The sequence below is a fragment of the Lolliginicoccus suaedae genome, from assembly GCF_008312885.1.
GTDB lineage: Bacteria > Actinomycetota > Actinomycetes > Mycobacteriales > Mycobacteriaceae > Lolliginicoccus > Lolliginicoccus suaedae.
On record NZ_VSSO01000003.1, the window covers coordinates 188,140 to 201,104 of the forward strand.

Here is a 12,965-nt window from a genome sequence, read left to right on the forward strand (position 1 = left end):
GCGGATTTGAGCATGTTCGGCATCGACCCGCTGTGGCTGGTCATCGCGAAATCCCTGGCCATCTTCGTGTTCCTGCTGCTCACCGCGCTGTTCATGGTGCTCGTGGAGCGCAAGATCATCGCCTGGATGCAGATGCGCATCGGCCCCAACCGGGTCGGGCCGCGCGGCATGCTGCAGAGCCTCGCCGATGGCATCAAGCTCGCGCTCAAGGAAGGCATCTTCCCCACCCAGGCGGACAAGCCTGTCTACTTCCTCGCGCCGGTGATCGCGCTGGCCGCCGCGATCCTCGCGTTCGCGGTCATCCCCTTCGGCCCCACCGTCTCCATCCTCGGCACCACCACGCCGCTGCAGCTGACCGACCTGCCTGTCGCCGTGCTCTACATCATCGCCGTCACCTCGGTCGGCGTGTACGGGCTCGTGCTCGCTGGCTGGTCATCCGGGTCGACGTATCCGCTGCTCGGCGGACTGCGCGCCACCGCGCAGGTGATCTCGTACGAGATCGCGATGGGATTGTCCTTCGTCGCGGTGTTCCTGCTCGCCGGCACCATGTCCACCTCCGGGATCGTCACCGCGCAGCAAGGCACCTGGTACATCGTGCTGCTGCTGCCGTCGTTCCTCATCTACGTCACCGCGATGGTCGGCGAGACCAACCGGGCACCGTTCGACCTTCCCGAGGCCGAGGGCGAGCTCGTCGGCGGCTTCCACACCGAGTACTCGTCGCTGCGGTTCGCGATGTTCATGCTCGCCGAGTACATCAACATGGTCACCGTCTCCGCCCTGGCCACCACCTTGTTCCTGGGTGGCTGGCGAGCGCCCTGGCCGCTGTCGATCTGGGAGGGCGCCAACACCGGCTGGTGGCCCGTGCTGTGGTTCACCCTCAAGGTGTGGATGTTCCTGTTCGTGTTCGTGTGGCTGCGCGCCACCCTGCCGCGCCTGCGCTACGACCAGTTCATGCGGCTCGGCTGGCAGGTGCTCATCCCGATCTCCCTGGTGTGGGTGATGACCGTCGCGACAGTGCGCGGCCTCTCCTCCGCCGGATACGACGCCGCCGCGCTGGTCACCATCGTCGTGGCCGCAGCGATCGTGGCCTCGGCCCCCTGGCTGGCCCGCCGCGCCACGACCCGGCGCCCCGATATCGATCGCCCCGCTGCCGGGGAGCAGCCCGCGCCCGCCGCCCACGAGAGCCCTGGTGGTTTCCCCGTACCACCGCTTCCAGTGCCACCGCTTCCGGGAGGCCGCCATGAGTAAGACATTCCTCGGACCGATCCGTGGGTTCGGCGTCACCTTCGCCACCATGTTCGCCAAGCCCAACACCCAGCAGTACCCCGAGGAGAAGGTTCCTACCGCGCCGCGCTACCACGGCCGGCACCAGCTCAACCGGTACGCCGACGGCCTCGAGAAATGCATCGGCTGCGAGCTGTGCGCCTGGGCGTGCCCCGCCGACGCGATCTATGTCGAGGGCGCCGACAACACCGACGAGGAGCGCTACTCGCCGGGCGAGCGGTACGGCCGCGTGTACCAGATCAACTTCCTGCGCTGCATCGGCTGCGGGCTGTGCATCGAGGCCTGCCCCACCCGGGCGCTCACCATGACCAACGACTACGAGATGGCCGACGACAACCGCGCCGGGCTCATCTACGAGAAGGACCAGCTCCTCGCCCCGCTCGAGCCCGGCATGACCCCGGCCCCGCATCCCATGCCTCCTGGTGCCACTGACGAGGACTACTACCGCGGGCACATCACCGGGACGGAGGAGCAGGCATGAACCTTGCCGCTCACGCGGTGGATGCCGAACCACTGCTGCGCACCACCACCGGCGAGGCCGTGCAGTTCTGGGTCCTCGCCGCCATCGCCGTGACCGGCGCGATCGGGGTGGTCGCCTCACGGCGGCCCGTGCACTCGGCACTGTTCCTCGCCACCACCATGATCACCCTCGCCATCCTCTACATCGCCCAGGGCGCCCTGTTCCTCGGTGTCGCGCAGATCGTGGTGTACACCGGCGCGGTCATGATGCTGTTCCTGTTCGTGCTCATGCTCATCGGCGTCGAGTCCTCCGATTCGTTCGACGAGCCGCTGCGCGGGCATCGCGTCCTCGGCATCATCGCCAGCGTCGGCTTCGGGCTGCTGCTGATCGCCGGCATCGGCAACGCCACGCTTCCGGATTTCGTGGGCCTCGACGACGCCAACAGCGACGGCAACGTGCCCGGCCTCGCCGAGCTGCTGTTCCTGCGCTACGTGTGGGTGTTCGAGCTGACCGGGGCGCTGCTGATCATCGCGACGCTCGGCGCGATGCTGCTCGCCCACCGCGAGCTGCACGAGCGCCGCAAGACCCAGCGGGAGATGTCCATCGAGCGGTTCCAGGAAGGCCACCGCGCCACGCCCCGGCCCGCGCCCGGCGTGTACGCCCGCCACAATGCCGTCGACATGCCTGCCCGGCTGCCCGACGGCAGCTATGCGCGCGGCTCGGTCAGCCGAATCCTCCGCCCCCGCGACCCCGAGGAGGAGACGTGAACCCGGCCAACTACCTGTTCCTCTCGGCCCTGCTGTTCGCCATCGGCGCGGGCGGGGTGCTCGTGCGCCGCAACGCCATCATCATGTTCATGTGCATCGAGCTGATGCTCAACGCCACCAACCTCGCGTTCGTCACGTTCGCGCGGATGCATGGCCACCTCCACGGCCAGGTGTTCGCCTTCCTGACAATGGTGGTGGCGGCCGCCGAGGTCGTGATCGGCCTGGCGATCATCATGGTGATCTTCCGGTCCCGCGAGACCGTCTCCGTCGACGACGCTCACCTCGTGAGGGGCTGATCCATGACCCTGGGCCCCGCGCTGCTCACTGCGCTGCCGCTGCTGCCGCTGCTGGGTGCTGCCATCCTGCTGCTCGCCCCTGCCGTCTCCACTGGGGCGGCCTCCACTGAGGAGCGGCAAGCCGGGTGGGGCCCGGCTCTGGCCTGCGCTGCCGCGATCTCCTCGTTCGCGGTGGCGCTGGTGCTGCTCATCGAGCTGCTCGGCCGCGCCGCCGAGGATCGCACGATCACCCACACCGTGTTCACCTGGGTTCCCGTCGCGGACCTGCGCATCGGCATGGGCCTGCTGCTCGATCCCCTATCGATGAGCTTCGCGCTGCTCATCACCGGCGTCGGCTCGCTCATCCACATCTACTCGCTCGGCTACATGCGCGACGATCCCGCCCGCCGCCGCTTCTTCGCCTACCTGAACCTCTTCCTCGCGGCAATGCTGATGCTCGTCCTCGCCGACAACTACCTCGGCCTCTACCTGGGGTGGGAAGGCGTCGGCCTCGCCTCCTACCTGCTCATCGGCTTCTGGGCGCACAAGCCCACCGCCGCCACAGCCGCGAAGAAGGCCTTCATCATCAACCGCGTCGGTGACACCGGGCTGGCCATCGCCATGATGATCCTCATCGCCACCTTCGGCAGCCTCGCCTTCGACGTCGTGTTCGCCACCGCCCCCGAGGCCGGGACGAGCACGCTCACCGCGATCGGGTTGCTGCTGCTGCTCGCCGCGTGCGGCAAGTCCGCGCAGGTGCCGCTGCAAGCCTGGCTGGGCGACGCGATGGAGGGCCCCACCCCCGTCTCCGCGCTGATACACGCCGCCACCATGGTCACCGCCGGGGTGTACCTGGTGATCCGCTCCGGGCCGCTGATCGAGCCCGCGCCGATCGCCGGGCATGCCATCGTCATCGTCGGCGCGGTGACGCTGTTGTTCGGGGCGATCATCGGCTGCGCGAAGGACGACATCAAGAAGGTCCTCGCCGCGTCCACCATGAGCCAGATCGGCTACATGATGCTCGCCGCCGGGCTCGGCCCCATCGGCTACGCGTTCGCCCTGATGCACCTGATCACCCACGGCTTCTTCAAGGCCGGGCTGTTCCTCGGCGCCGGATCAGTGATGCACGCGATGAACGACGAGACCGACATGCGCCGCTACGGCGGGCTCCGGGCCGCCATGCCCATCACGTTCCTCACGTTCGGCGCGGGCTACCTCGCGATCATCGGCGTCCCACCGTTCGCCGGGTTCTTCTCCAAGGACAAGATCATCGAGGCCGCGTTCGCCGCGGAGGGCGCTAGCGGCATCATCCTCGGCAGCGTGACGCTGCTCGGCGCGGCCCTGACCGCCTACTACATGACACGGGTGATGCTCATGACGTTCCTCGGGAAGGCCCGCTGGGCCGAGGACCAGCATCCGCACGAGGCGTCGCCCAGCATGACCGGACCCATGATCCTCCTCGCCATCGGCTCCGTCGCGGCGGGCGGGTTCCTCGCCCTCGGCGATCGCTTCGCCCACTGGCTCGAGCCCGTCATCGGCAGCGAGCACCCCGAGCCGCGCATCCCCATCTGGGCCACCACCACGCTCGCGCTCGCCGCCGTCGCGATCGGTGTGCTCATCGCCTACCGGCAGCACGCGGCCCGCGGCGTGCCCACCACCGCGCCCGCCGACGTATCGCCGCTCACCCGCGCCGCGCGCCGGGACCTGCACGGCGACACGATCAACGAGACCATCTTCGAGCGGCCCGGCCGGCACCTCGCGCGAGGCCTCGCCGCCGCCGATAACCAGCTAGGGCGCGCAGTCATCGCCGTCGGCTCCCTGTCCGCCGCAGCCAGCCGGATGATGCGCGCCACCCAGACCGGCTACGCGCGCAGCTACGCGCTCGCGATGCTCGCCGGCTCCGCGCTCATCCTCGCCGCGTTCTGGATCGGAGGCCCCCGATGAGCGCCATCCCCTGGCTGACCCTGCTGTGGCTCGTCCCCGCCGCCGGAGCGGCATTGCTCATCCTCGGCCGAGGCTGGGGGGCGCGCACCATCACCGCCGTCGCCTCGCTCGCCCCGCTCGCGATCGTCATCGTCGTCGCCACCGGGTTCGAGGCGACCAGCCCCGGTGACCGCTACCAGTTCGTCGAGTCGCAGCCGTGGATCCCCGCCCTCGGCGCCCGCTACACGCTCGGGCTCGACGGCATCAGCCTCGCGCTCATCGCCCTGACCGCCGCCCTCGCCCCGCTGCTCGTTCTCGCCGCCCGCCACTCGCGCTCCACCATCGCTCTGCTGCTCACCACCGAGGCGATGGCTCTCGCGGCCTTCGTTGCGCTCGACGTGCTGCTGTTCTACGTGCTGTTCGAGGCCATGCTCATCCCGCTGTACTTCCTGCTCGCCCAGCGCGGCCGCGCCACCACGCGCGACGACGAGCGCGCCGCCCGCACCACCGCTGCGGGCCGGTTCCTGCTCTACAACCTCTTCGGCGGGCTCGTGATGCTCGCCGCGGTCATCGGGCTCTACGCCGCCGCAGCCCGTCAGGGCCTGCCCACCTTCGACCTGCGCACTCTCGCCCGCGCCGTCGAGGCCGGAGCCCTCGACCTCGACCCCGCGCTCGCGAACCTGCTGTTCCTCGGATTCTTCCTCGCGTTCGCCATCAAGGCACCCTTGTGGCCGTTCCACACCTGGCTGCCCGACGCCGCGAAGCACGCCACGCCCACTGCTGCGATCATGATGATGGCCATCGTCGACAAGGTCGGCACCTTCGCGATGCTGCGCTACTGCCTGACCTTGTTCCCCGACGCCTCGGCCACCTTCGCGCCCGTCATCATCGGGCTCGCGGTCACCAGCATCCTCTACGGCGCGATCCTCGCCCTCGCCCAGACCGATCTCATCCGGCTCATCGCCTACGCCTCGATCTCCCACTTCGGGTTCATCATCCTCGGCGTCTTCGCGATGACCAGCCAGAGCCAGGCCGGCGCCACGCTCTACATGGTCAACCACGGCCTCGCTACCGCCGCGCTGATGCTCGCCGCCGGATACCTCATCCACCGCCGCGGCAGCCGGGCCATCGCCGATTACGGCGGCGTGCAGAAGGTCGCGCCACTACTCGCTGGCAGTTTCCTCATCGCCGGGCTGGCCACCCTCTCGCTGCCGGGCCTCGCCCCGTTCGTCTCGGAGTTTCTCGTGCTCATCGGCACCTACGGCCCCTACCCAGTGGCGGCGATCCTCGCCTCCGGCGCTCTCGTGCTCGCCGCGCTCTACGTCCTGTGGACCTACCAGCGCATCATGACCGGCCCCACCACCAGCCACACCGCTACCCTGCCCGACCTGCGGCCCCGCGAGGCAGCAGCGATCGCGCCACTGCTCGCCGCCCTCATCGTGCTCGGCGCCTACCCCGCACCGCTGCTCGATGCCATCACCCCGGCCGTCGCCCACACCACTAGCACCCCGACCGGGCTCGAAGCGGGAGGCGAGCGTTGATGAACGCACCCAGCATCGACTACGCAGCGCTGGCCCCGCTGCTGATCATCCTCGGCGCCGCCATCCTCGGCGTGCTCCTCGAGGCATTCCTGCCCCGGACCACCCGCTATGCCGCTCAGCTCGGGCTCGCCGTCGCCGCGCTCGCGTCCGCGCTGCTCGCCACCGTCCTGCTCGCCGAGACGTCCACCAGCACCGCCATCGGCTCCGTCCACATCGACGGGCCCGCCCTGTTCGCGCAAGGAACACTGCTCGTTCTCGCCGCGCTCGCGCTGCCCGCCCTCGCCGAGCGCGTCCCGGGCGGTAGCCTGCATGCCTTCACCCCGCAAGGCTCGTCGGTGCCCGGCAGCTCCGCCGAGCGCGCGGCGGACCGCGTGGCCGCCAGCCACACCGAAATCTTCCCCATGCTGCTGTTCAGCCTCGGCGGCATGATGATCCTGCCCGCGGCGGGCGATCTGATCACGCTGTTCCTCGCCCTCGAGATCCTGTCCCTGCCGCTCTACGTGATGTGCGGGCTCGCCCGCCACCAGCGGCTGCTCTCCCACGAGGCCGCGGTCAAGTACTTCCTGCTCGGCGCGTTCTCCTCCGCGATCCTGCTCTACGGCATCGCGCTGATCTACGGGCACGCCGGAACGGTCGACCTCACCGGGATCGCTGCGTCCCTAGCGGCCACCGAGAGCAGCGCGCTAGCGCTCATCGGCGCCGGGCTGCTCGCCGTCGGCCTGCTGTTCAAGATCAGCGCCGCGCCCTTCCACTCCTGGACCCCCGACGTCTACCAGGGCGCCCCCACCCCGCTCACCGGATTCATGGCCGCCACCACCAAGGTCGCCGCGTTCGTCGCGCTGCTGCGCCTGACCACCATCGCGCTGCCGGCCCTGCACGATCAGTGGCTCACGCTGCTCTGGGCCGTTGCCGCGCTCACCATGGCCGTCGGCACGCTCGCTGCCATCACCCAGACCAACCTCAAGCGCATGCTCGCCTACTCGGCGATCGCCCATGCCGGATTCCTGCTCACCGGAGTCCTGGCCGCGAGCCCCGCGGGCACCGCCGCCACGCTGTTCTATCTCGCCACCTACGGCGCGAGCACCATCGGCGCGTTCACCACGCTCGCGCTACTGCGCCGCCACACCGGGGACGCCACTGCCCTCGCGCAATGGGCAGGCCTCGGCCGCCGCGCGCCACTGCTCGCCGCAGCGCTCGCCATCTTCTTGCTCTCGTTCGCCGGAATACCGCTGACCAGTGGGTTCATCGGCAAGCTGACCGTTTTCCAGGCCGCGGCGACCAGCGGATACCTCAGTATCGTCGTGATCGGCGTGCTCGCCAGCGCGCTCGCGGCGATCTTCTACCTGCGCGTCATCACGGTGCTCTACCTCTCCGGGGAGAACCTCGCCGGGGACGAGCATGGGTCCGAGGAGGATCATGCCGCTGCCCGGACTGGTGCCGACAGCGGGGAAAGCCCAGGCCGTACCGCGACCGCGGTCGCCCCGCCCTTGGCCGAGATCGCGCCGCGGCCCGCGCTCTACGCCGTCGTCGGGGTCACCGCAGCGCTAGCGCTCGCGCTCGGCATCCTGCCGGGGCCGCTGCTCGTGCTCGCCGAGAACGCCGCCACCTTCTGGCGGTAGCGCGCGAGGCTCGCGGGCGGCGGACCGGCCTGCGCCCGCCACCCCCGACCAACCGCGATCAGTAGTGGAACAAGATGTACGGCGACCGCAGGAACCCGATGCAATTGATCCGCCACTGCCCCGCCACCACATGGTTGAACAGGCTCTGCAAGCACTGCTCCTGCGTCTGGTGGACCTCGAAGCCCACCCCGGGATGGGCCGACGCCGCCGGCGCCGCCACGAGCGACACGCCCGACGCCATCATCACCGATGCTGCCACTACAGCTAGCTTCCGCCGCATGATCGACTCCTCTGCTCACGAAGCGCCACGGCACCGTCCGCACCGCGCCCGCTCAGTCTATTGTGTCTCACCTCACAGCGCATGATCACATCGGGGCCGCACCAATCGAGGCGCCTCAGGGCTAGCGCCCAGCGGATCACGAACCTTCCACCAAACCAACGCATTTCGCCCAGCGCTCGTGGTTAGTCCGTGGAGGGCCGAGGCGGCGCGATATGTTGACGGGTGAACCGTGTCCGCGGTCGACGAACGAGCAGGAGCCGAGCTGATGCGCGTCAAGGGTCGGGAGATCCCGGTTGCGGGCAACTTGCTGCAGCCGCGCTCCCGCCGGACCACCGACATCGTGCGGGTGGTCGCATCGATCGTGCTCGTCTCGCTGGTCATCGCGGCATCCGAGATCACCCGCAACAAGTGGCACGACCTCGAGCGATCGGTCTCGAACATCGTCGGCGTGCTGTCGCCCGAGCAGGCGAACCTGGTGTACCTGCTCTATGGGCTGGTCATCCTGGCTTTGCCGTTCGCGATCCTCATCGGTGTGCTCGCGAGCATGCAGTGGAAGCTCGTGGTGGCGTACTTCCTGGCAGGGAACATCGCGGGACTGCTGCTGTCGATCACTCCGCAGGGATTGACGACATCGCGACTGAGCTTCGAGGGAGCCACCGAGCTCGAGCTGAACTCCTTCCTCTCGCAATTCCTCATCGACTCGCGCTGGATCGCGGGCCTCGCAGCCGTGCTGACGGTGGCTGGCCCCTGGCTGCCCAAGCTGTGGCGCCGCTGGTGGTGGGCGTTGCTGCTGGCGTTCGTCCCCATCCATCTCGTCGTGAGCACAGTGGTGCCCGCGCGCACGGTGCTAGGACTGGCTGTGGGCTGGGCCGTCGGTGCGGTGACAGTGCTGCTGGTGGGCACCCCCGCCCTGGAGGTGCCGCTGGCGACGGCAGCGAAGGTGCTCGCCCGGCACGGGCACTCGACGACGCGGTTCACGGTGCTGCGCCCGGCCGGAACGGGCCCGCTGGTGCTCTCCTCGACGGGATCAGGCCTGGAAGAGGAAGTGATCGTCGAGCTGTACGGCCCCTACCAGGGATCGAGCCGCGCCCTGCGCCAGGTGTGGCGGTGGCTCTCGTTCCGCGAGGAGGAGACGGCGCCGCTGCATGCGTCATTGCAGCGGGCGGTGGAGCATCGCGCGCTGATGGGCATCGCCATCGACGACCTGGAACTAGCGAGCTCGCGACCGCTGGTCGTCGCCACCCTCGATCGTGGCTGGGTGCTGTACTCGCGGACACGGATGCGCGGCACCCCCCTCGAGCAGAGCACGAGCGAGGAGTCCATCGCGGGCGCATGGCGCTCGCTGCGCCTGCTCCACGAGCACCGGATCGCGCACGGCGACCTGCGCGCCTCGCAGATCCGCATGGATGGCGACGGCGCGTTGTTCGGGGGATTCGGCGCGGCGGAATTCGGAGCGACCGAGCAGCAGCTCTACTCCGACGTCGCCCAGCTCCTCATCACGACCACAGCTTTGGCAGGCCAGCAAGCAGCGGTGCGCAGCGCGATCGCCGAGATGGGTGCGCAGCAAGTACTGGCGGCATCATCGAGATTGACACGCACCGCGATCCCGTTCGGCCTACGACGCTCGGTTCCCGACGCCTCGGCCGCGATGGCCAGCGCGCGGGAGGAGATCCTGCGGCAAACAGGCGCGGACCAGATCAAGCCCGAGCAGGTCACCCGGTTCACGCGCAACCAGGCCATCCAGCTCGTGCTGCTCGTCGCGCTGGTCTATGTCGCGTATCCCTTCATCAGCGCGGTGCCCACGTTCTACGAGCAGCTCCGCTCGGTCGACTGGGGCTGGGCGCTGATCGGGCTCGGAGTGTCCGCGCTGACCTACCTGGGAGCGGCCGCGGCCCTATGGGCATGCGCGAACGGACTCGTGAGCTTCCGCAGCCTCACCGTGATGCAAGTAGCCAATACCTTCGCCGCGACCACGACGCCCGCAGGCGTGGGTGGCCTCGCGCTCAGCGTCCGTTTCCTGCAGAAGGGCGGCCTCGGCGGCGTGCGGGCAACCGCTGCGGTGGCCTTGCAGCAGTCCGTGCAGGTGATCACCCACGTCTCGCTGCTCGTGCTCTTCGCGGTCGTCGCGGGCACCACGGCGCAGATCCAGCAGATCGTTCCGGACCCCACCATCATCTATTTGATCATCGGTGCCGCTCTGGGCATCATCGGCACCTCCATGCTGGTACCGGCGCTGCGGCGGTGGCTCGGGCGGGAGATCCTGCCGCAATTGCGTGATGTCTCCGGGGAGCTGAGCGACCTGGCGCGGGACCCGCAGCGGTTCGGGATCATCTTCCTCGGCTCCGCGATGACCACGCTCGGCATGGCGCTGGCCCTGTGGGCGAGCGTCGAGGCGTTCGGTGGCGGGACGACGTTCGTCACCGTGACCGTGGTGACGATGGTCGGAGGCACGCTCGCCTCGGCGGCGCCCACCCCCGGCGGCGTCGGCGCGGTGGAAGCCGTGCTCATCGGTGGCCTGGTCGCCTTCGGGCTGCCCGCGGCGACAGCGGTGCCCGCCGTGCTGCTGTACCGGGTGCTCACCACGTGGCTTCCCGTGTTCCTGGGGTGGCCGACGATGCACTGGCTCACCGCGAAGGGGATGGTGTGACGGTGGGGCGGGGGGCTGGCTCGGAATCGCCCCGGCCGCCACGCCGCCAGACCCGCGCTCCATCGATCGCCGCCTAGACTCTTCCGCCATGAGTCGATTCTGGAAGAACCCCGTCGTCCGCCAGCTCGGTCGTGCCGTGGTGCGGGAGGCGCCACGGCTGCTGCAGCAGCTCAATGCGCAGAAGAATGGCACTGCTCGCTCGACCACGCCTGCGCCGCCGCGAGCCGCGAGGCCAACCGCCCCCGCCCCGGCGTCCCCGTCCCCGTCCCCGTCGAGCATGCCGCGCCGATCGCGGCCCACGCGGGAGCGCGCCCGCCAGGTGGCCTATGCGCCGGAGCTCGATGGGCATGCCGATCCGGGCGAGGTCGTGTGGACGTGGGTGGAGTACGAGGAGGATGCCAGCCAGGGCAAGGATCGCCCGGTTCTCGTGGTGGGCCGAGAGGGTGCGACACTGCTCGGCCTGATGCTGTCGAGCCAGGATCACGACGGCGACCGGGACTGGCTGCCCATCGGCAGTGGCGCGTGGGACTCGCGCGGCCGGGATAGCTGGGTGCGGCTGGACCGGGTTCTCGATGTGCCCGAGGAGGGGATCCGGCGGGAGGGCGCGATCCTCGGCCGGGGACGGTTCGATGCGGTCGCGGCGGTGCTGCGCGAGCAGCATGGCTGGTCCTAGGCCGCGCCGCCCGGTGTCGCGGCGCTGAGCACGGCACCGGGCCCCGCATCGAGCCGCGGCAACCAGGCAGTCACGCTTCGGTGACGGTGCGGTCCATTCGATGGGCAGTGCCGCGTTGTGGCGCACATGCTTTCGCGCAGAACGTTTTTGCGCGCGCGAACATGAGGAGCAGGTGTGCGAACGAGCAAGGCAGTGTCCCTGGGGCTGGCGCTAGCGATCGGAGCGGGCTTGCAGGCCGTGTCGCCGATGAGCGCGATGGCCGAGCCATGCGGTTCCTCGGGCGGCGCGAACATCGAGTCCGACGAGGACCGCGCTGTCATGGGAACGCCGCTCGGGCGCAAGCCGATCACTGCGGACGGGCCGGTAGGCGTGGAGCCGCTGAGCGATCGCGTCGGCGCCCGCATTGCCTCGCCTGCCCGGCTCGTGCAGTGGCTGACCGGGCCCCGCAGCGCCAACCAGACGTCGTCGCGCTTCTCGATCTCTGGCACCGATCTGGGCATCATGTGGGACAACGGCGGGACCGGAGCCGAGCGCCAGGTGCTCTTCGCCTACGGCGACACCTTCGGCGACTGCTCCAAGCCGGACCAGGAATGGCGCTACAACACCTTGATGCGCACCTCCGACACCGCCCTTGGCGACGGACTGGATATCCCGGATCCGCTCACCGAGGAGGAGGACGACCACCTCTACGGCGGCTCGCCCGTCACGGTCGACAAGCCGGGCTTCGCGAAGCAGATCATCGACAAGCTCGGCCTCGCGCCGGAGGAGTTCACTGTCATCCCCACGGCCGGCATCGCTGTGGATGGCGTGCAGTACATCAACTTCATGTCCGTGAAGCAGTGGGGCCCGCCGAGCCGGTGGACCACCAACTTCTCCGCGATCGCCGTCTCCGAGGACAACGGGGAGAACTGGGAGGTCGATGTCGCCACTATCCGCGAGAACACCGAGGGCGATCTCGATGGAATCGAGTTGATCGAGGGCAACCAGAACTTCCAGATGACCGCCTACGCGAAGCGTGACGGCTACGTCTACACCTTCGGCACCCCGTCGGGCCGGTTCGGCGCGGCACGGGTGGCGCGCGTGGCCGAGGCCGACATCCTGGATCTCGCCGAGTACGAGTACTGGGATGGCGATGCCTGGACGAGCGGGGATCCCGGCGCTGCCGCAAACGTGTTCCCCGCGCCGGTCAGCGAGATGTCGGTGGCGTGGAACGAGCACCTCGGGAAGTTCATCGCCCTCTACACCAATGATGTGGGCAGCGTGGTGATCCGCACGGCCAGCCAGCCGCAGGGTCCCTGGAGCGCGCCCGAGGCCATCATGACGGCGCAGGCATTCCCCGGCGGCCTCTACGCCCCGTACATCCACCCCTGGTCGAGCGGTGACCAGTTGTACTTCGCGGTGTCGCTGTGGTCGGAGTACAACGTGATGCTGATGCGCACCACGCTGAACACCGATCCCCCTCCGGCGCCGTCGTGGGGCTCGTAGCCGCGAAACCG

The 12,965-nt window shown here is 69.3% G+C and carries 11 protein-coding genes; 10 read left to right on the forward strand and 1 reads right to left on the reverse strand.

Translation table 11 applies throughout. The annotated features are described in order from the left end of the window. The first annotated feature begins 12 nt into the window (after positions 1-12). The 7 genes from nuoH to nuoN are packed head-to-tail and all read left to right on the forward strand — an operon-like array spanning position 13 to position 7,869. On the forward strand, positions 13-1,248 hold the full coding sequence (nuoH, locus tag FXO18_RS10070) for an NADH-quinone oxidoreductase subunit NuoH (RefSeq protein ID WP_149361291.1): 1,236 nt from the start codon (positions 13-15) through the stop codon (positions 1,246-1,248). Continuing rightward, positions 1,241-1,765 (forward strand): NADH-quinone oxidoreductase subunit NuoI, encoded by a 525-nt coding sequence (gene nuoI / locus FXO18_RS10075; protein WP_149360988.1) that lies wholly within the window; start codon positions 1,241-1,243, stop codon positions 1,763-1,765. Before nuoH ends, nuoI begins: the two co-directional genes overlap by 8 nt. Continuing rightward, a complete protein-coding gene (locus FXO18_RS10080; RefSeq protein ID WP_149360989.1) occupies positions 1,762-2,511 on the forward strand; it encodes an NADH-quinone oxidoreductase subunit J in 750 nt (249 codons plus the stop codon). Before nuoI ends, FXO18_RS10080 begins: the two co-directional genes overlap by 4 nt. After that, entirely contained in the window at positions 2,508-2,807 is a 300-nt protein-coding gene (nuoK, locus tag FXO18_RS10085) for an NADH-quinone oxidoreductase subunit NuoK (RefSeq protein ID WP_149360990.1), read from the forward strand. Before FXO18_RS10080 ends, nuoK begins: the two co-directional genes overlap by 4 nt. Before the next feature lie 3 nt (positions 2,808-2,810). Further along, positions 2,811-4,730 carry an NADH-quinone oxidoreductase subunit L gene (nuoL, locus tag FXO18_RS10090; RefSeq protein ID WP_149360991.1) on the forward strand — a complete coding sequence of 640 codons (1,920 nt, stop codon included), beginning with the start codon at positions 2,811-2,813 and terminating at the stop codon, positions 4,728-4,730. Then, positions 4,727-6,250 (forward strand): NADH-quinone oxidoreductase subunit M, encoded by a 1,524-nt coding sequence (locus tag FXO18_RS10095; RefSeq protein WP_149360992.1) that lies wholly within the window; start codon positions 4,727-4,729, stop codon positions 6,248-6,250. Before nuoL ends, FXO18_RS10095 begins: the two co-directional genes overlap by 4 nt. Then, positions 6,250-7,869 carry an NADH-quinone oxidoreductase subunit NuoN gene (gene nuoN / locus FXO18_RS10100; RefSeq protein ID WP_149360993.1) on the forward strand — a complete coding sequence of 540 codons (1,620 nt, stop codon included), beginning with the start codon at positions 6,250-6,252 and terminating at the stop codon, positions 7,867-7,869. The genes FXO18_RS10095 and nuoN overlap by 1 nt, the downstream gene beginning before the upstream one ends. Positions 7,870-7,927: 58 nt before the next feature. Here the strand turns inward: nuoN and FXO18_RS10105 are convergent, their stop codons facing one another. Continuing rightward, positions 7,928-8,149, reverse strand: coding sequence for a hypothetical protein (locus FXO18_RS10105; RefSeq protein ID WP_149360994.1), 222 nt, complete (start codon positions 8,147-8,149; stop codon positions 7,928-7,930). A 265-nt stretch (positions 8,150-8,414) separates the two neighbouring features. Here FXO18_RS10105 and FXO18_RS10110 point away from each other — a divergent pair, with 265 nt between their 5' ends. The 3 genes from FXO18_RS10110 to FXO18_RS10120 all read left to right on the forward strand — a co-directional run bounded on the left by FXO18_RS10110 (position 8,415) and on the right by FXO18_RS10120 (position 12,954). Beyond that, positions 8,415-10,796: a lysylphosphatidylglycerol synthase transmembrane domain-containing protein gene (locus FXO18_RS10110; protein WP_149360995.1), complete on the forward strand. Its 2,382-nt coding sequence runs from the start codon at positions 8,415-8,417 to the stop codon at positions 10,794-10,796. A gap of 88 nt (positions 10,797-10,884) precedes the next feature. After that, a complete protein-coding gene (locus FXO18_RS10115; RefSeq protein ID WP_149360996.1) occupies positions 10,885-11,469 on the forward strand; it encodes a type II toxin-antitoxin system PemK/MazF family toxin in 585 nt (194 codons plus the stop codon). A 174-nt stretch (positions 11,470-11,643) separates the two neighbouring features. Further along, positions 11,644-12,954, forward strand: coding sequence for a DUF4185 domain-containing protein (locus FXO18_RS10120; RefSeq protein WP_235900596.1), 1,311 nt, complete (start codon positions 11,644-11,646; stop codon positions 12,952-12,954). Positions 12,955-12,965 lie beyond the last annotated feature (11 nt).